The following is a 19,152-nucleotide window of genomic DNA, read 5'->3' on the forward strand; positions in this document are numbered from 1 at the left end:
CATCCGTGCGGTAACGACTTGATTTCTTCTTATAGCGATAAATAAAAAACTCCGGCACCTTTTTAGGGTATGCCGGAGTTTCAACCAAATCAACTTTAATCAACCTATTTATTTTCTTTTTTACGGTAGGCATAATAGAATACCTGAGGCAGTACGGTAAGCGATAGTATCATACAGATTATAATTCCGCCCACAATCATAATGGCCAGTGGTTTCTGGATTTCAGCTCCCATACCGCTCGATAATGCTGCGGGCAGTAATCCTAAGGATCCCATCAGTGCGATCATTACTACAGGACGGATTCGGCTATAAACACCGTCTGAAATCGCCTGTCGCAGTGGAATCTTGCTTTTCATGTTTTCTTTCATTACACCAATCAGTACAATCCCATCAATGGCACTCACCCCAAAGAGGATGATAAAACCAATTCCTGCAGATATTCCGAAGATGGTGCCTGTTGCCCAAAGGGAGATAAATCCACCAATAAAAGCATAGGGCATGGTACTAAGCGCAATCAGCGTGTCTTTAAGATTTCCAAAATTGAAGTACAGTAAGAACAGTATAAACAAGAGTACCACAGGTACAATCATTGCCAATTGTTTTGAAGCTCTTTCTTTACTTTCAAATTCACCGGCCCATTTCATGGTATTCTGTTTCGGAAGCTTTACTTCACGGGCTACTTTTTTCTGTGCTTCGGCAATGGTACTCCCCAGGTCACGGCCTTCGATACTAAAACCAACAGCAATATAGCGGCTGTTGCCCTCGCGGTAGATAAAGGTCGGGCCCGTTTTATAGCTAACCGTAGCAATCTCTTTCAACGGAACCTGTTTGCCGTCCATTGTCGGGATCAGTATGGTTTCTATTTTGTCTTTGGAATCCCGGTATTCTTTAGAAAATCGCAACCTGATGTCGAATGTTTTTTCATTATCATAAAAAGTCGACGCTGCCTGTCCACCAATAGCCATTGCAATGACCGCTTGAGCATCGGCAGTAGTAACCGCATACTTGGCCATTTGTGCATCATGGAGCTGGATGCGTAATTCCGGCAAACCGATATTTTTGTATACATTGATATCTTCGATACCGCGTACTGTTTTAATCGACTTGGCTACCTCAGCAGCATATTTTTCAAGTTCATACAGGTCATCACCAAAAATCTTGATTACCAGTGGGCTTTTTACGCCGGCCACATACTCTTCGACATTATCCTGGATAGGCTGGCTAAAACCGAAATTAATTCCAGGATATTCTTCTAATACTTTTTTAATTTCACCTACTAACTGTTCCTTGGTCATTTTTCGTTTCCATTCCTTTTCAGGTTTCAGCTCCATGTGGAATTCGATATTGAAGAATCCGGTTGGATCGGTTCCGTCATTAGGCCTTCCGGTTTGGGTCAGTATGAATTTTACCTCTTCAAATTTCTGAAGCTTGCCTTTCATTTCATTGGTCAGCCGTACCGATTCATCAAGATTGATACTGTTCGGAAGTGTAGCTCGGATGTATACCGCACCCTCGTTCAGTTTTGGTATAAATTCGGAACCGTAGAAGGCGAACCTGCCCAGGCATATGGACAGGATGATCAGGAATATATAGATAGTACTTCGTTTATGACGGGTGCTGAATTTGAAAAGCTTGTATAGATTTTCCCTGAAAAAACGGGAAATGATATTTTCCTTTTCCTGGATGTTTTTAGTCAATAGGACTTTACACATAGCCGGTACGTAAGTAAGACTCAGGATAAGGGAACCAACTAGTGCGTAGCCCAATGTGAAAGCCAGTGGCGAGAACATTTTTCCTTCTACTTTTTGGAAAGAGAAAATAGGCATCAGGGCTACAATCAATATAAGCAACGCGAAGAAAATGTAGGTAGCCACACTTCCGACACTCTTCTTGATGAGTCCCATTTTTGACATTTTATTGAATTTTTCCATCCCCACCCGATGGGCTTTCTTTTCGAGTGAGACAAATACCTGTTCGACGATGACCAGTGTTCCCTCCAGTAACAATCCAAAGTCCAAAGCTCCCATAGAGATCAGGTTGGCAGGAAGTCCCTGGATTTTCAGCATAATAATAGCAAACAGGAAGGATAAGGGAATAACGGAAGCTACAATAACAGTAGTTCTCCAGTTGTATAGGAAGATAAATACAATCAGGGAAACGAGTATAATACCTTCGGTAAGATTCTTGGTTACGGTATGCACAGTAGTGTTTACAAGTTCTGTACGGTCGATGAACGGAACAATGGTAACTCCTTTGGGTAATACACGGTTATTCAGGTCTTCGATCCTGGCTTTGAGGTTTGTAATTACCTCACTTGGGTTTTCGCCTCTCAGCATGACAACAATCCCTTCTACAAGGTCTTTATCATCATTCAGCCCTACCTGGCCCAGACGGGGTTTGGCAGAAATGGAGACCTCAGCAATATGCTTCACCAGAATCGGTGTGGAACCTTTTACTTTGATCAGGATGTTTCCGATATCTTCTACATTATCAATCAATCCGACCCCACGAACGACATAAGCCTGATCACCTTTCTGGATCACATCACCACCTACATTAATATTACTTTTGGATACCGCCTCATATACATCCAAAGGAGAGAGGCCATAGTTAACGAGTTCTGTAGGATTGATTTTAATTTCATATGCTTTTTCTTCACCACCAAAACTTACGACGTCTGCTACACCGGGTACCGATACCAATTCGCGTTCAATTACCCAATCCTGGATGGCGGTAAGTTCCTTAATGGGGAGGTCTCCCTTTACAACATATCGAAAAATCTCTCCGGTAGCACCATACGGTGGCTCTATAGAGACATCACTGCCTTCCGGCAGATCAATTCCTGCCATACGGTTTGAAGCATATTGCTGGGCATAAAAATCCTCAACGTCATCTTCAAAAAGTACAGTAACCACAGACAAACCAAATAAAGAGATGGAACGAACCTCTGCTTTTTTTGGAATGGTATTCATTTGTTTGGAAATAGGAAGCGTGATGAATTTTTCTACTTCTTCAGCACTTCTTCCAGGCCATTGCGTAATAATACGGGCACGGGTATTGGTTACATCCGGAAAAGCTTCAATAGGCGTATGGATGTAGCTGTAAATTCCTGCGGCAAATAATAAAGCGGTCGCGAAAAATACGATGAGCGAATTTTTCAGTGAAAAAGCCACTATATTCTGAACTAATTTTTGCATTTTGTAATTGTTATAGATTTCACTATTTTCATAAATAGGATTCCCCGGTTACAGGATCATCTCGTAAGCATCAGTAGAACGATTGTTTAATTTTTTAGGCGCTCGTAAATCAGTAATTGATTTTTAGTAATGATTTTTTCATTTTCCTGAATTCCTTTGTCAAAATAGAGAACCTGGTCATTTTTGGCACTGGGCTCTACTTCGCGTACTTCCAGGTTACAGTCATCTTTATACACTAACAGGAAATTACGGTTGTTATCAAAAATCATTGCCTTATTTGGAACGGCTACCGCCTGCTTGTCTGATACCTCTTTATTGATGATGATATCGGCAGACATTCCCGGTTTGAGTTTCAGGTCTTTATTCTGCATCACAATACGTGCTTTAAGCACTCTTTCTTCTGAATCAAACACATTGGACAGCGATGATATTTTGCCATTGAATATTTCATCCGGATAAGCCAGTGTTTTGATTTTTACATTCATATTCTCTTTGATGCTTTGCATGTTTGTGGCGTAGATATTCACCATTACCCATACTTCATTCAAATCTGAAATGGTAAAGAGCGATTGGCTTTCGGAAGAAATCTGCATTCCGGTACTCATGTTTTTTTCTACGATATAACCATTCCCCGGAGCTTTGATCTGGAATACTGATTTTTCAGAACTGGCACTGTATAAATTCAGGTTCTCCCGGATATTTTCTAAAGAAGATTTTAAAACGTTGACATCATTCTCTGCTGACAGTAAATCTTTCTGTGAAGCAATCCCGTCCTGAAACATCGACTTCGTAGATTGCAGCTGTCGTTGTGCTACCGCAAGCTGGGATTGCAAAGAACGATTTTCCGATTGCAATCCGTTGAGTTCGGTACTTTTAATTTCAGCTAAGACTTGTCCTTTTTTGACATAATCCCCAAGGGAGAAATAGGTTTTAGTCACCACACCGCTAATAAGGCTGGTAAACTGTACGACGTTATCCGTATTGTAGGATACGTTTCCAGTAAGCGTGATGGTTTCTGTTAGTGGTTCTTTTTTAAGGGTGTCAATGGTAATCTTGCTTTTCAGTTCCTTATCCAGGCAGAATTTAGGTTCCGTTACAGGAGTAGTCTCGGCTGTTTTTTCGGTACAGCTTTGTAACGTGATCAGCGCAAGAAGGGAAAGTGTGGCTATTGTATTTTTCATTTGAATTGATTTTTTTAAGATGGCAAATTGCTATTTTCGGCGGTATGGAATTATAATTCTTTACCAATGGCAAATTGTAATTCCTCATAATGTTGGTTCAGTTCTTTTTTGCTGTCCAGGATAATTTTTTTATTTTGAAGGTAAGCTTCAACATAATCTAAGTATTCGAGCATGCTGGTATTGCGTTGAGCGAAATTTTTAAGGTGGCTTTCCAGTAGTTTATCCAGGTCGGATTCATAGGTAGCGTCTACACTTTTGTATAATTTTTCGGCAACAACCAGGTTTTGATAACTTTGGATCACTTCCGATTGGGCCTGAAGATTTTTCTCCTGTGCCTGAAGATTACTTTTTTCAATATCAATTTTGGCAATTTTAATATTTCCCTGATTCCTGTTAAAGAAAGGCAGATCCATCGAAAATCCAAATCCAATAAAATCCCGCATGATGTTTCCTCCACGGTCATAACTGGCCTGTAGGGTAACATCAGGTGTTTTTTGTGCCAGTTCATATTTGTATTTATTCGCACTGTAAGCTTGTTCTAATATAGAGGCTTTAACATCGGGCCTGTTTTGCAGCGCGGAAGCAGTCAGGTTTGCCAGGTTGATGTTTTCTATTTTCTGGATATCCGGCACAAAGCCTTCAGCGGTCATTTTTATGATGCTCGTTGCCGGTAAAGCCATCAGGACTTTCAGTTCCTTCTGGATTTCGTTATTCTCTTTCTGCAGGTCACTAAGCTCTTTTACAAATTCGAGTTCCGAAGCCTTAAGCCGGATGTATTCGCTTTTGCTGATATTACCTTGTTTCAGCTGGTTGGTATAAGCACCCAGCAATTTTTGTATTGAGGTAAGCTGTCGGTTATAGATTTTTTGTTCTTCCTGTAGGTATTGCAGACGGGTAAGGTTATTCCGAAATTCTATTTTAAGGTTCCGAAGGAAATCTTCAAAATATTGTACACTCATTTCCTTGGCTACTTTTTCCATAGCCACCAGTTTCTTCCGTTTTCCGGCGGTAACAATTAGTTGTTCCAGGGAAGCTGTGATCTCAGAGGTTTTTCCGAAATTTTTGTAAATAGGAGGGAGCTGTTCTGCTCCGCCATTGGTCCAAAGGTTGACTTCACTTACCTCGAGGGTAGGATTGGGCCATAACTTGGCCTGGATCACCTGGGCTTCTGCCTGGTCGATACTGAGTTTTTCTGAAATTAACTTCAGGTTTTTCTGCAGGAAAATAGTCTCAGCTTCAGCGCGGGAAAGCGAAATGGTATCGCTTAGCTGCTGTTGCGCATGGATTTTTCCAAAGAATAAAAACAGGAGGGCTGCTGTAATACTAATACGTTTCAAAATAGCTTTTTTTTTATGCAGCAAAGCTATAGCGCAAAGATTACAGCTAAATTGAACCGGGATTAAGATTGGATTACAGCAACATTAGAAAACGATTAGAGTTTTGGAAAGACCAATTCAATCAGGGTACCGTGGTCTTTTTCAGAGGTGATGAAAAAGGAAATATTATGCTGCCGGAATATTAGTGTAGCAAGGGATAACCCTATACCGCTACCGGTTACACCAGAAACATTGCTGCCCCTGAAAAAAGGCTGATTGATATGTGCCAGTTCATTTTCGGGAATGCCCCTGCCAAAGTCCTGCACAATTAGTTTAAGTTGGTTTCTTATATTGGTGAGCGTAATTTTAACGGGATTATGATCGGCATATTTTACTGCATTCTCGATAATATTGTATAGGGCGAGTTGCAACTGTAAGGTATTGCCTTTTACAGACAATAACGCTTCATGGCTGACCTCGATATTGGCCTGTATAGAAGTTTCCTCAGGAGGATAGCTCAAGGCAATACGATCAATAATTCCCCAGATAATTTCATCGACCCGGGCAGTTTCATTTTCAGAAGCAATAGATCGTAATCCTGAAATAGTCATGAGCGTATTCAGGATTTCTTCGATGTGGTACACGTTTTTTAAAGCATCCTGGGCTACTTCTTTATATTCGGCTCCCGTACGTTCCTTTTGGGCAAAAACTTCCAGATTGCCGGATATGGCAGCCAGCGGTGTCTTAAATTCGTGGGATACATAATTGATGAAATTCTTTTGGATCACAAAGGTGTCGGATAGCCGGCTCAGCAGGTTATTGAATGTAGTGATAAGATCCTGGATTTCATCGTTGGAATTGGTCGAAATAATCGATTCGTTCAGGGAATGAGGCTCTATTGCATTTACCTGGTTAATGACATGAGTAATAGGGCGGTAGGCAATATTGGATAAAGCTTTACTAACGAGTAGGATAATAATAAGCCCGGAACACAGTACAGAAGTCAGGATGATGAGTAATAGTTTTTTCTGGGATTGGAAAAATTCATTTTCTGCTTTGATGAATACGACAAAATTGCCCTGATTATCCGGATAGTATATCCCGTAATAAAAATATTGTTCGTGCTTGAAATAGACTTTCTCCCTGTTTCTAACAGCATCTAAAATAGCAGGAGTGATGAGTGGATCCGGTGTTTTATTACCATAGGAAATACCATTTTCCGCATTGTAGATTTTAAATTCAGAATTTTGTATGTTTTCTTTGAATTGTGCCCTGATGGCCTTGTGTTCCTTGCTCGACAACTCATCTTCTTCGAGGTAGAAGATACCCGTGAGCTGGACCGTCTTAGCCAGCTCATTAAAGATTATTTTTTTGGAACTGTCGTAAAAGATATAATACACCAGCGCAGAAGCGATGACAAAAACGACTCCAAAAGTGAGGGAGGAAATAAGTGTTAAGCGGTTTCTGATAGTCATTGGTATCGTATTTGCAGTTACAGGATCTTAATCCTTGATCATATACCCGGAACCTTTGATGGTGTGGATAATTTTCTCGGTTCCCGTTTCGATCTTATTCCTAAGATACGAAATATAGACATCGACCACATTGGTATTGGTGTCATAGTTAATCCCCCATACGGAATTCAGGATTTGTGTGCGGGTTACGACCTTATTTTTGCTTTCCAGCAAAAAAAGGAGAAGCTTATATTCTCTCGGGGAAAGTTCAATCGGAATGTCATTTTGGGTGACCTGGTGCGTATCCAGATTTACTTTAAGATCATTGCAGAAATAAATCGTTTCCCGCGTCTGATAATTGAATTTTGTCCTTCGGGTAAGGGCATTGATACGGGAGATGAGTTCTTTAAAATGAAATGGTTTTACCAGATAATCGTCAGCACCATTGTCCAGTGCCGCTACACGGTCGTCAGCATCACCAAGGGCACTTAAGATCAGTATTGGAGTGTGGATTTTTTTGTAGCGGATCATTTGGGTTAGCTGTATCCCATCAATGCCGGGCAGCATAATATCCATTAAGATAATGTCCCACTCATTTTGCATGACCAGTTCCCGGGCTAATTCACCCGATTTGGCCAGGGTAACCAAAAAACCATTTTCTTCCAGTCCTTTGATTACAAAATCACTGATCCTGCTATCGTCTTCTATTAATAATATATTCATCTGAATTTTCCGTATTTGATTTCATGAAATCCGTTACGAGATAACCGATTAGTTTACCAATAAGATGGTTGTTCTTTTCTTCTCCTAAAACGGGAGCGCCTTCACAAATGTGGAGGTAAGAAGCATTTTTATGTTGCCCGAAATGATAAATAAAACGGCGCAACTGCTCTACCGAGAATCCACTCATGGTCATCGCGCTGCTCGCCACGTTGGGGATGGCGTCTAAATCAATTTCAATGCCATAAAAATCCGTACGTACAAAATTATAGGCATCTGTGATTTCAGCATCAAAGTTCTTCATCCTGCTGATGGAGATTTCATCATAGGTATTGTAACGCACACGATCTTCGGTTTTCTTGATGATATCGAGTACGCTTTTGGACGTATAACTTTCGTGTAATCCGAAAATAAAGTATTTACTCAGGAAGCCTTCTTCATAAGCATAGGAAAATCCATTACCACTATGGCGGCCTTCCAGGATTCGGAAGTCAGAATGGGCGTCAAAATTAATAGCATTAATCGGTTTTGCTTTCGCAAGTGCCGTTCCTTTGATGCAACCATAGGCATTATTGTGCCCGCCACCGATGACAATTGGAATTTTACCCGATTTAATAATATTAAAAATAATATGGGATACTTCTTTATCTATTTTTTCTACCAGCTTAAACAGCTGTTTGCGGTCTTCTTTTTCTAAGTAATTGAGTTTTTCCGCTTCATCCATTTCGGCTGAAACATCCAGATGTCCCAAAATTAATAACTGGCTGCCTTTACAAAACCGGTTGTTCTGTATGTTGGCAATGGCACTCACTGCACTTTCCCACGCTGATGCAGCTCCGGGGCGGCCTATGTTGGCACGGATGCCAATGTCTTCCGGAATCCCAAACAGCACATAGCGGGCTTCGCTGGTGTTCAGGTGCTCGATAATATCACGCTCCAAAGGAATAATTTCTACCCTTTCTCCAAATTTAACCTCACCATTTCGGTAGTTGGTTACTTTCGTTAAATCATTCTGTGTGAATCGAATCAGTTTTTCCATGTTAATTTAGTTGAGGTCAAAAATAATATAATTATATAAATTAGCGTTATTAGATTTACATTTAACCCAAATTATTCTATTTTTATAAAAAAATCACATCTATGGAAAACCAAAATTATGAACCCCAAAAGAGCAATTCAAGTTTAAAAGCAATTATTATCGTTTTGGCTATATTGTTAGCCGGTAGTTTAGCATACATGTATAAAATGAGCCAGGATATCCATACTGTGGAATCGGCTTTTACCAATGAAAAATCTTCTAAGGAAGAAGTGCTGAAAGAATTAGAAACTTTAAAAGCGAGTTATGATACTGCCATTGCTGAGAAGTCCGTACTTTCGGATGAACTTAAAATCCAAAAAGAGAAAGTAGAAAAACTGATCGCTGATCTTAAAAAATCGAATAATGATGTTTCTTCATTATCCAAATATAAACAAGAAGCACAACGCTTGAAAGTACGTTATGACACTTTGGTGAAAGAAAATGATATTCTTAAAAAACAAAATGCAACCCTTCAAACGGAAAGAGACAGCACACAAACCCGACTGGAAGAAGAGCGTCGTTACAACGATTCTTTGGTAAACCAAAACTCGAACCTGGCCAAAACGGTTGAAAAAGCGTCTAAATTATCCATATTGAACCTGAAAACGGAAGCTTACAAACAAAGAAGTTCCGGGAAACAGGTAACTACAGAAAGAGCGAGAAGAGCAGATGGTTTAAAAATCAGTTTTACAATCGCTGAAAATGAAGTGGCAGCTTCTGGAGACAAAAGCTACTACGTACAGGTAATCGATAGTAAAAACAATGTACTGGGAGATAAGAAAACCAATACTTTTGGTGAGTTTTCATTGACCTACAGTTTTACAACTACAGTAAAATACCAGAATAAAACGGTAGATGTTGCTGAAGACCTTCCAGGGGAGGATTTTGAAAAAGGTACTTATTTTGTCAATATCTTCGATAAAGGACAATTGGTTGCAAAAACAAGCTTTACCTTGAAATAGTAATTCAACACTTATAGTATATTTGAAAAGGAACCCAAGATTGGGTTCCTTTTTTTGTGTAATCAAAGGAATATTTTAAATGGTCTTTTTAATTTTGGATAAGAATTCGTGGGAAACCCCAAAATAAGAGGACAGATTCTTATTAGTGATGTGCGGTGTTTTGTGTGGGTATTTTTTTATGAATTCCATATAACGTTGCTTAACGGTTTTATTCAATGCATCCAAAAGCCTCTCCTGTATAAGGGTATTGGCTCTTTCCACCATTAGGATATGGAAATGAAGCAGTTTTGGAACCTTTTCAAATAAGAGGGTTTTATTGGATTTGGTGATGACAATTACTTCGCTATCTTCAATCGCTTTTATATTGTATTTGGTTGGTTTTTGATGATAAAAGCTTTCAAGATCACACATCCAGTCATTTTCAAAAGAGAAAAACAGGATGCTCTCCGTCCCATCTTCGTTTATAATATAAATCTTGAAGGCCCCTTTCAAAATAAAACCTTCATAAGCGCAATTAGAATCCTGAACCTGTAGGAACTGGTGTTTTTTTAAGGTAACGAGTTCGGCTTTTTCCGCTATAGCTTGCCATTCGGCATCCGTAAGGCTAACTCTTCGCTCTATATTTCGTCGTAAAGGTGTATACATAATATTATTGTTAGGAGTACTTACCTGCTTCAGGAGTTTGTAGCATATAAGGCAATAATTAAATAATGTAATCGATTGCGTAAAGCTATAAAAATTAAATTATTGATGAAATTTTAATTAAAAAAAAATAAACTATTTCATAAAAGTAGAACTTGTTCAATTTTTTTAAAATAGTTTAGAAACATATTTGTGGTGTTATAAAACAAATAATAATCCCCAAAATCTTTTTTTATGAAATTTAAATCTACATTATCCGCTTGCTTGCTAACGGTTGTAATTGGTATGGCCAGTTGCAATACCGAAGAGCTTACACAGGAAACATCATCGGTTGATCCAAGCACTGCTGCAAAAGCTGGCAATTGTACCGCTGTTCCCGGTTGGGCATCCCAAAATGGAAGCACCACAGGCGGGGGAAGCGCAGCAGAAACTACTGTAACTACCTATGCACAGTTAAAAACGGCTATAGAAAATAGTACTGTAAAAGTGATTAAGGTGTCCGGTACCATTATGATTACTGCAAGACTGACATTACAAGATCAGTCCGGTAAAACCCTTTATGGTGTTAGTGGTGCAAAATTACTATCTAATGACCAGACAAAAGCTACTTCTGGTATTTTGAATGTGAAACGTTGTACTAATATAATTATTCGTAACCTGATATTTGAAGGTCCTGGTGCCTACGATACAGATGGTTGGGACAATGCTGTTTTAGACGATTGCAAAAATGTATGGGTGGACCATTGTGAATTTAGAGACGGTGTAGATGGTAACCTGGATGTTAAAAACAAATCTGACTATATTACTATTTCTTATACGAAATTCAATTACTTAAAAGCACCAAAGCCAGGAGGTTCAGGAGGTACTGATGATCATCGTTTTTCAAACCTGATAGGGTCCAGTGATACTGCTACAGCCGATCGTGGTACGCTGAGAATTACTTTTGCACGTTGTTGGTGGGCTCCTGGTTGTAAGGAAAGAATGCCAAGAGTTCGGTTTGGCAAAGTGCATGTAGTAAATAGCTATTTTAATAGTTCCGTTAGTAATAAATGTATTAGTGCTGGTTTTGAAGCGAATCTTTTAGTTGATCGGAATGTATTCGAAAATGTAGCCAAACCTATTGACTTATTGACGGGATACACCGCAGTAACCGCTACAGGTAACGTTTTTACCAATACCACAGGAAATACAGCAGGAAGCAATACCGCTTTCACGCCTCCGTATTCCATTGTTACCCTTGCTGCTTCAGCAGTTAAAGCTGATGTTTCAGCAGGTGCAGGTGCTACGCTTACCGGTAATATTTGCGGTTCTTTCTAATAAACAAAGTACAGATACTAAAAGGAGCTGACCCAATGGGCGGCTCCTTTGTTTTTATAAGCCTTAAGGAATAGTATAAAATGATTCTAAATATTCTTTATTGTGTTACCAATTTTCCTTCAAGTAGAACCTCACTGATAAGGTTGGTGCCAAATGAATAGGGAAGCTCATAGAATGAATTAATGGGTTTTGTAATGATCAGGTTGGCTCTTTTTCCTTTGGTAATGCTACCATGACTATCGGAAAGGCCCATGGCATAAGCCCCATTGATGGTAGCCGCATTAATAGCTTCCTCAGGATTCATTTTCATCTTGATACAGGCAGTGGCTACAACAAGGTTCATATTACCGGAAGGCGTTGTACCCGGATTGTAATCGGTTGCTAAGGCTAAGGGAAGTCCTGCTGCCATCATCTTGCGGGCAGGAGTGTAGGGAATACTGATAAAAAAGGAACAGGTAGGCAAAGCTACAGGCATTGTAATGCTGTCTTTCAATGCCTCAATATCAGCATCGGTTACCACTTCCAAATGATCAACGGACAAGGCACCATTGGCTACACAAGCCTGGATACCACCGATCGCCGTAAACTGATTGACATGGATCTTGGCAGTTAATCCGTATTGGGTTCCGGCTTTCATAATACGATCCGTTTCCTCAACCGAAAAATAACCGGTTTCCAAAAAAGCATCTATATAATCGGCTAAATTTTCATTGGCTATCGCCGGTAACATTTCTTCAATAATAGAATCGATATAACCACTATGATTGTCTTTGAATGCAGCAGGAAAGGCATGCGCTCCCAAAAAGGTAGCTTTTACTGCTATGGGGTAATTGTCTTTGAGCCTTTTGATAACACGCAACATTTTTAGTTCTCCTTCTACTGTCAGGCCATAACCCGATTTTATTTCAATAGCGCCCGTTCCTGTGGCAATTACTTCTTCCAGTCGCAGTCGGGATTGTTCGTATAAAGCATCTTCGGAAGTCTCATTCAACTTTTTGGCAGAATTCAAGATACCACCACCGCGATTGAAAATTTCCTCATAGGTAAGCCCGTTAATGCGATCTACAAATTCCTGTTCGCGGTTGCCCGCATACACCAGGTGGGTATGGGAATCACACCAGGAAGGAAGTACCATTTTTCCGGTAGCATTAATTACGGTTTCGGGATAGTCAGGGCAATTTTCCATAGTGCCATAATCAGCGATCAGGTTGTCTTCAATTAGCAGGTACGCATTTTTAATGGTAGGCAATATTGCCATAGCTGCACCCGAAACTTTATCAGGAGCATTATCCCGGACCTGTAGGAGTTCTTTTATATTAATTAACAGTGTTTTCATGGATTTGAATGATATAGCGAATTAGTAAGCACCACACGGAAATCTCCGGATTTGATGTATTGCAAATTTAGTTCTAAAAGATAGCATCTCCCAAAAACTTTCAATTTAGTTCTGTTTTTAATCGCCTGATAGTCGCAAAATTCTTCTAAAACAGTATCGGTTTTTTAAAAAGACAGCTTATATTTATATAAAATTAGTGGCCTTGAGAAAAGTAAAATACAAACATGTCCGTAAGGTACAGCCCAATTATTATGAATATACCGGAATCCATAAATCGGATCCCGTGGCAATGCAGTTATTTGTATATAATGATGATGGATTTGAGGAATATACTGATATAACATTTCCGAAGATTAAACAGGAGCTGGAAGACGCATCTCAGATGGATGAAGTGAAATGGCTCAACGTGCATGGGCTCCACAATGTAGAGCTGATCAAAAATATAGGAGAACTGATGCAGGTACAGCCTTTTATTATAGGCGATGTGCTCAATACTTCCCGCCGTTCGCGTATGGAGGAATTTGATGATGTATTGTTCTTTAGTATTAAGTCCGTATTGCCTGGGGAAAGTTTGGATAATATCCAGGTAGAGCAGGTGAGTTTCCTGCTGAAAGACAATACGCTGATCTCGTTCCAGGAGAAAAAAAGCGATTATTTTACCCATATCCGCGAAAGAATCCGGACGCATACCGGAATTGTCTGCAAAAAGAAAAATGATTACCTGTTGTACCTGATGCTGGATGCTATCATGGAAAATTTCTTTATCTCTATTGAAAGTTATGAAGAGCGAATTGAAGGGCTGCTGGTAGAAGGGAAGACAGGATATAAAAAAGACCTCTTGGAACGGATTGAAAAAAACCGTGAGAATGTCAATTACCTTAAGAGGGCAGTATTGCCACTACGGGATGCCTTATACAACCTGAAAAGCATACAGGATGATTCTGATTTTGACGGGATCGAAAAGGCAAATTATACTTTTTTTGCGCGGTTGCATCAAAAGGCATTAGAACTGCTCGACCAAATGGAATATGATATGAGTTCGCTGGATAGTGCTTCTAATTTCTTTTATTCTTCCCAAAGCCAGCGGATGAACCAAATAATGAAAACCCTGACCATTTTCTCCGTTATTTTTATGCCATTGACATTTATTGTAGGGGTATACGGAATGAATTTCGACCACATGCCAGAACTACGGCTGTATAACGGGTATTATTATGTTTGGGGACTTATGATTGTTATCGCTATTGGAATGGCAATTTACTTTAAACGCAAACGCTGGTTCTAAGCATCACTACACCATCGTATATAAATAAAAACTCCTGTAATTATAAATTAATTACAGGAGTTTCATCATTACTATAAATGTAATAGTTACCACGTAGAATAAAAATGTAATATGTGATAATCTATTACATAAAGATACGAATAAAAATCACTTATGCTACCTGATTAACTGATTTTTATGATAATATTAGCACCCTAAGGGCATCACCAATATACAATCAAATCACTGCAGCAATACGATTATTTTAAAGTTCCTACCATATCTTCCGGACGTACCCAGGCATCAAAATCTTCCGGGGTCACATAACCCAGGCGTACCGCTTCTTCTTTCAGGGTGGTGCCATTTTTGTGGGCAGTCTGAGCGATTTCAGCAGATTTGTAATAGCCAATTTTCGTATTCAATGCCGTAACCAGCATTAGAGAGTTATCCACGAGTTCTTTGATTCGTTTGTGGTTAGGCTCAATACCAGCTGCACAATGCTCTTCAAAAGAAATGCAGGCATCTCCAAGTAGGGTAGCCGACTGTAGGAAGTTGGCAGCCATCAACGGTTTAAATACATTCAGTTCATAATGTCCCTGAGTACCACCGATAGTGATTGCTACATCATTCCCCATTACTTGTGCGCAAACCATAGTTAAAGCTTCACATTGTGTCGGGTTTACTTTCCCGGGCATGATAGAAGATCCCGGCTCATTTTCCGGAATGATGATTTCCCCGATTCCGGAACGTGGTCCTGAAGCCAGCATACGGATATCATTGGCAATTTTGTTTAGTGATACGGCCAATTGTTTTAAGGCACCATGCGTTTCTACAATAGCATCATGAGCCGCCAGAGCTTCAAATTTATTTTCTGCAGTGATGAATGGAAGTCCGGTAAATTTTGCAATATACTCGGCAACCTTTACATCATAACCCGCAGGAGTGTTCAATCCGGTTCCTACTGCAGTACCGCCTAAAGCGACTTCAGAAAGGTGTGCTAATGTATTTCTTAGTGCTTTTAAGCCGTAATTCAATTGGGCAGCATATCCGGAAATTTCTTGTCCTAATGTTAAAGGTGTAGCATCCATAAGGTGCGTACGGCCTATTTTTACCACATTTTTGAATTCTTCTGATTTCGCTCTTAAAGTATCTCTTAATTTCTCTACTCCTGGGATTGTTACTTCAATTACGGCTTTGTAAGCAGCAATATGCATTCCTGTAGGGTACGTATCATTAGAAGATTGTGATTTGTTGACATCATCATTGGCTTTAATGAAAATTTCACCTTCACCAATTTTTCCACCGGCCAATACGTGGGAACGGTTTGAAATTACTTCATTGACGTTCATGTTGCTTTGTGTTCCGGAACCCGTTTGCCAGATTACTAATGGAAACTGGTCATCCAGTTTACCTTCCAGGATTTCATCGCATACCTGTGCGATACCATCTCTTTTTTCAACCGAAAGTACATTCAGGTCATGGTTGGCATAAGCAGCAGCTTTTTTCAGGTAAGCAAATCCTTTGACAATTTCTTTAGGCATAGAGCCTGCAGGGCCAATTTTAAAATTGTTTCTTGAACGTTCGGTTTGTGCACCCCAGTATTTGTCTGCAGGAACCTGCACTTCACCCATGGTGTCTTTTTCTATTCTGAATTCCATTGTTATATGTATGTATTTGTTTTACACTGTCGCATTCCGGAGTTTACTGTAACGATCACACTTTTGTTTCCCGTTTTACAAAAAGAAAAACTAAAGGCAGGAACAGTTGAATTGCTTTCCGGAATTGTTCAAGCCAAATTTAGGCATATTTGACTGTTTGAAAAAATTAGAATCCTACTATTTTTATTAAAATCCCATATTTTATTGGTAAGAAAGAATATTAAAAGTATCTTTGGGCTTGAATTCATTAAATTCCGGAAAACATGTTTGAATTTCAACAGTATTTAGGCTTCATTCTTTTCTTAACAATTTTAACTATCGGTTTTTGGCTGATGTTCTTTTTGGTAGGGTTCGTTCAATATTGGTTGGGCGGTGCGATTATCGAATTGATTAAAGAGAAAAGAAGCAAAAAGAAGTAAGGAGCTTTACACCGTAAAGTAATCCAAAAAAAAAAGGGAAACCATCGTGGTTTCCCTTTTTTTGTTTATCCTCCCATGTAATCCTCGCCACCGTTACTATCGGTTTCCTTACGGGTTTGTTTTTCCCGTTCGGTTTTCGGTTTGTTGAAACGGTACGTAAATGACAAGGTAATCTGGCGTTGTCTCCATTGCATTTCCGAATAGGAATTCTGCGTTGGCAGATTGGTTTCCATTTTTCGTTTTCTGGAGTTGAATAGGTCACTGGCATTTAAGGCTATGGTAGCTTTGTCTTTCAAGACATCCTTACTCAGAGCCATATTGGCACTGATGATTCCTTTAGAGCGACCCTGGGCATTCTTTTCGGCACCATTATAGGTAGCGTTCGTCTGCCAGTCGATTTTATACGGCAACGTTACTTTAGAACTCACTCTCGTAAACCAGGAATAGGCTGTGTTATTGAAATTTTGGGTAAACGTTTCGTTTTCCAAATTGGTATAGCTATAGTCACCACGCGTTTCATTTCGGTAGAAATTAAAATTACTGTTCAGCTTCCACCATTTGTATGGATTATAGCCAACATTAAATTCAAAACCAAAACGGTCTTCATAACCCACATTCACCGGTTTAGTTACTAAAACCGGATTTCCGGAAATAGTTTCCTGAGTACGTACATACTGCTCTGCATCCTTAGTATGGTTGAAGTACATTGAGCTGTTCAGCGTTACCTGATCCCATTTCATCATATAGCCTAAATCAAAGGAATTAGTATACGATGGATTCAGGTCCGGGTTTCCGATAAACTGGTTTGCAGTACTTGAAATGTTAGAGAACGGGTTAATAGAGCGGGAGCGTGGTCGCGAAATCCTTTTGCTATAACTTAAGGTCAGGTTACTGGAATCATTCAGTTCATAGGATACAAATGCGCTTGGGAAAAAGTTATTGTATTTTTTATTTTTGAATGCATTCGTGGTAAGCTGATTGATATCAATATTACTGTCTTCCCATCGCAATCCTAATAAATAAGAGAATTTATTGACCTTAGAACCAAATTGGGTATACAATGCGTTTACTTTTTCCTTGTATTCTAACGTATTGGTATATAAAGGATCATTAACCCAGATTCCATCCTGTAAGGCTTCTACAGAGTAATCAGTAGTCAGTTTTGAGAAGTTACCACGGTATCCAGCCTCAAAACGGCTTTGTTCTCCAATAGGCAATACATAATCTGCCTGGATGAGGTTTCTGTTTTGAGTTTGTGCATTACCGGTACGCTGGCTTCCCAAGGTAGTTGTAGCCGCTACATAATCATTATCCGTAGTGGAGATGGTAGAGTCATCATGATCATCATTACGGGAAAAAGAGGCATCAACAGAAAGCTGGTGGCCATCTTTTTTGAATTTTTTGATGAAATTAGTACTGTATTCCAGGTTTTTGCTGTCGTTATTCTGATCGTTGAAACGGTTAACATAACGCGTGTTATTACGGCTCGCATCAAAATAATTCAAGTTGACATTATCCGGATTGCTACCGTCGCTTTTTCGATACGATAATGTATTGGTCCAGCTTGTCGTTTTGTCTAAGAATATTTCAGCGCCAATTGTTCCATTATAGCCCTGGCTCTGGCGTTCGTTTTTACGACGTTCTTCCAGGAATCGCTCATTCGGATTGGTATTCATCAGGTATTCGGTATTGGTCATCGAATTACCTGGGTTTTTCCTGTAGTTATAGCCTTGTGTAGTAAATAAATTAAAATGTTTACTACGGTAATTTATATTCCCGGTAATACCATACGTTTCCGGATTTCCCGTAGAGGCCGTTACAGTCCCGTTTAATCCCTGTGCTTTTCCTTTTTTCAGGATGATGTTGATGATACCACCGCCACCTTCAGCATCATAGCGTGCAGAGGGGTTGGTAATGATCTCTACTTTATCTACAGAATCTGCCGGTAGCATACGTAACGCATCCGCCACATTAATACCGATCATCCCGGATGGTTTGCCATCAATCAGGATTTTTACGCTGCCATTACCACGAAGGCTTACATTTCCTTCGGCATCTACGGTAACAGAAGGGACGTTATCCAGTACATCACTTACGGTTCCACCTTTTACCATCATGTCCTGGCCTACATTATATATTTTTTTGTCAAGCTTAAATTCAACGGTTGATTTTTCTGCGGTAACTTCCACTGCATCCAGTTGCTGTGCATCAATACCCAAGGGAATTGTACCAAGATTGGTGTTCGCCGTGATTTCACGTGCCGGATATTCCTGGGATTTAAAAGAGATGAAATCAATTTTAATGGTATAGCTCCCAGTCGGGACATCAAAGCTGAAACCACCATTGGACTCGGTCATTCCACCATAAATTCCTTTGGGATTTGTGGTACTGTTAATGGTTACTGTAGCATATTCCAGGGGTTGTTTGGTGTCTTTATCGACTACCGTTCCGGATACTTTTACTTTTGATCCCGGTGCTTCCTGAGCCCAGGAAACCAGTCCCGCACACAGTAACATAAAAGTAACTACTAATTTTAAATTTTTCATCAAGTAAGGTTTAATATAGGTTTAAAGGTATAAGACCGCAAAAACTCCTATAGGTTTAATCG

At 39.7% G+C, this 19,152-nt stretch carries 13 protein-coding genes; 3 read left to right on the forward strand and 10 right to left on the reverse strand.

The annotated features are described in order from the left end of the window. Positions 1-104: 104 nt before the first annotated feature. The 6 genes from FK004_RS13545 to FK004_RS13570 form a co-directional block, all read right to left on the reverse strand. A complete protein-coding gene (locus FK004_RS13545; protein WP_108737742.1) occupies positions 105-3,197 on the reverse strand; it encodes an efflux RND transporter permease subunit in 3,093 nt (1,030 codons plus the stop codon). Positions 3,198-3,283: 86 nt separating this feature from the next. Further along, positions 3,284-4,378, reverse strand: a complete 1,095-nt coding sequence (locus FK004_RS13550) for an efflux RND transporter periplasmic adaptor subunit (RefSeq protein ID WP_108737743.1) — start codon at positions 4,376-4,378, stop codon at positions 3,284-3,286. A gap of 50 nt (positions 4,379-4,428) precedes the next feature. Continuing rightward, positions 4,429-5,715, reverse strand: a complete 1,287-nt coding sequence (locus FK004_RS13555) for a TolC family protein (RefSeq protein WP_157956106.1) — start codon at positions 5,713-5,715, stop codon at positions 4,429-4,431. A gap of 95 nt (positions 5,716-5,810) precedes the next feature. Next, entirely contained in the window at positions 5,811-7,169 is a 1,359-nt protein-coding gene (locus FK004_RS13560; protein ID WP_108737745.1) for a HAMP domain-containing sensor histidine kinase, read from the reverse strand. A 27-nt stretch (positions 7,170-7,196) separates the two neighbouring features. After that, positions 7,197-7,871: a response regulator transcription factor gene (locus FK004_RS13565; protein WP_108737746.1), complete on the reverse strand. Its 675-nt coding sequence runs from the start codon at positions 7,869-7,871 to the stop codon at positions 7,197-7,199. Next, complete coding sequence (locus FK004_RS13570) at positions 7,843-8,907, reverse strand: formimidoylglutamase (protein ID WP_108737747.1); 1,065 nt, start codon at positions 8,905-8,907, stop codon at positions 7,843-7,845. The genes FK004_RS13565 and FK004_RS13570 overlap by 29 nt, the downstream gene beginning before the upstream one ends. Before the next feature lie 101 nt (positions 8,908-9,008). Between FK004_RS13570 and FK004_RS13575 the strand changes: the two genes are divergently transcribed. Then, positions 9,009-9,908: a hypothetical protein gene (locus FK004_RS13575; RefSeq protein WP_108737748.1), complete on the forward strand. Its 900-nt coding sequence runs from the start codon at positions 9,009-9,011 to the stop codon at positions 9,906-9,908. Positions 9,909-9,983: 75 nt separating this feature from the next. On the opposite strand, the gene FK004_RS13580 is transcribed toward FK004_RS13575, so the two are convergent. After that, the gene (locus FK004_RS13580; RefSeq protein WP_108737749.1) at positions 9,984-10,553 is read right to left on the reverse strand and encodes a Crp/Fnr family transcriptional regulator; all 570 of its coding nucleotides are present in this window, start codon (positions 10,551-10,553) and stop codon (positions 9,984-9,986) included. A 231-nt stretch (positions 10,554-10,784) separates the two neighbouring features. Here FK004_RS13580 and FK004_RS13585 point away from each other — a divergent pair, with 231 nt between their 5' ends. Then, positions 10,785-11,867 (forward strand): pectate lyase family protein, encoded by a 1,083-nt coding sequence (locus FK004_RS13585; protein WP_108737750.1) that lies wholly within the window; start codon positions 10,785-10,787, stop codon positions 11,865-11,867. 97 nt (positions 11,868-11,964) lie between these two features. Here the strand turns inward: FK004_RS13585 and hutI are convergent, their stop codons facing one another. Further along, a complete protein-coding gene (gene hutI, locus FK004_RS13590; protein ID WP_108737751.1) occupies positions 11,965-13,203 on the reverse strand; it encodes an imidazolonepropionase in 1,239 nt (412 codons plus the stop codon). A 202-nt stretch (positions 13,204-13,405) separates the two neighbouring features. Here hutI and corA point away from each other — a divergent pair, with 202 nt between their 5' ends. After that, a complete protein-coding gene (gene corA, locus FK004_RS13595; RefSeq protein WP_108738846.1) occupies positions 13,406-14,488 on the forward strand; it encodes a magnesium/cobalt transporter CorA in 1,083 nt (360 codons plus the stop codon). A 239-nt stretch (positions 14,489-14,727) separates the two neighbouring features. On the opposite strand, the gene fumC is transcribed toward corA, so the two are convergent. Both fumC and FK004_RS13610 read right to left on the reverse strand, forming a co-directional pair. Beyond that, positions 14,728-16,125 (reverse strand): class II fumarate hydratase, encoded by a 1,398-nt coding sequence (gene fumC / locus FK004_RS13600; RefSeq protein WP_108737752.1) that lies wholly within the window; start codon positions 16,123-16,125, stop codon positions 14,728-14,730. A 484-nt stretch (positions 16,126-16,609) separates the two neighbouring features. Then, on the reverse strand, positions 16,610-19,090 hold the full coding sequence (locus FK004_RS13610) for a TonB-dependent receptor (protein WP_108737754.1): 2,481 nt from the start codon (positions 19,088-19,090) through the stop codon (positions 16,610-16,612). Positions 19,091-19,152: the final 62 nt, after the last annotated feature.

It is taken from the genome of Flavobacterium kingsejongi, assembly GCF_003076475.1.
In the GTDB taxonomy this organism is placed as follows: domain Bacteria; phylum Bacteroidota; class Bacteroidia; order Flavobacteriales; family Flavobacteriaceae; genus Flavobacterium; species Flavobacterium kingsejongi.

Excerpts from the sequence above, each read along its gene's own strand:
- FK004_RS13570 (WP_108737747.1), bottom strand. The coding sequence starts at position 8,907 with ATGGAAAAACTGATTCGATTCACACAGAATGATTTAACGAAAGTAACC.
- FK004_RS13545 (WP_108737742.1), bottom strand. The coding sequence starts at position 3,197 with ATGCAAAAATTAGTTCAGAATATAGTGGCTTTTTCACTGAAAAATTCG.
- fumC (WP_108737752.1), bottom strand. The coding sequence starts at position 16,125 with ATGGAATTCAGAATAGAAAAAGACACCATGGGTGAAGTGCAGGTTCCT.
- FK004_RS13585 (WP_108737750.1), top strand. The coding sequence starts at position 10,785 with ATGAAATTTAAATCTACATTATCCGCTTGCTTGCTAACGGTTGTAATT.
- FK004_RS13580 (WP_108737749.1), bottom strand. The coding sequence starts at position 10,553 with ATGTATACACCTTTACGACGAAATATAGAGCGAAGAGTTAGCCTTACG.
- hutI (WP_108737751.1), bottom strand. The coding sequence starts at position 13,203 with ATGAAAACACTGTTAATTAATATAAAAGAACTCCTACAGGTCCGGGAT.
- FK004_RS13550 (WP_108737743.1), bottom strand. The coding sequence starts at position 4,378 with ATGAAAAATACAATAGCCACACTTTCCCTTCTTGCGCTGATCACGTTA.
- FK004_RS13560 (WP_108737745.1), bottom strand. The coding sequence starts at position 7,169 with ATGACTATCAGAAACCGCTTAACACTTATTTCCTCCCTCACTTTTGGA.
- FK004_RS13565 (WP_108737746.1), bottom strand. The coding sequence starts at position 7,871 with ATGAATATATTATTAATAGAAGACGATAGCAGGATCAGTGATTTTGTA.
- FK004_RS13575 (WP_108737748.1), top strand. The coding sequence starts at position 9,009 with ATGGAAAACCAAAATTATGAACCCCAAAAGAGCAATTCAAGTTTAAAA.
- FK004_RS13610 (WP_108737754.1), bottom strand. The coding sequence starts at position 19,090 with ATGAAAAATTTAAAATTAGTAGTTACTTTTATGTTACTGTGTGCGGGA.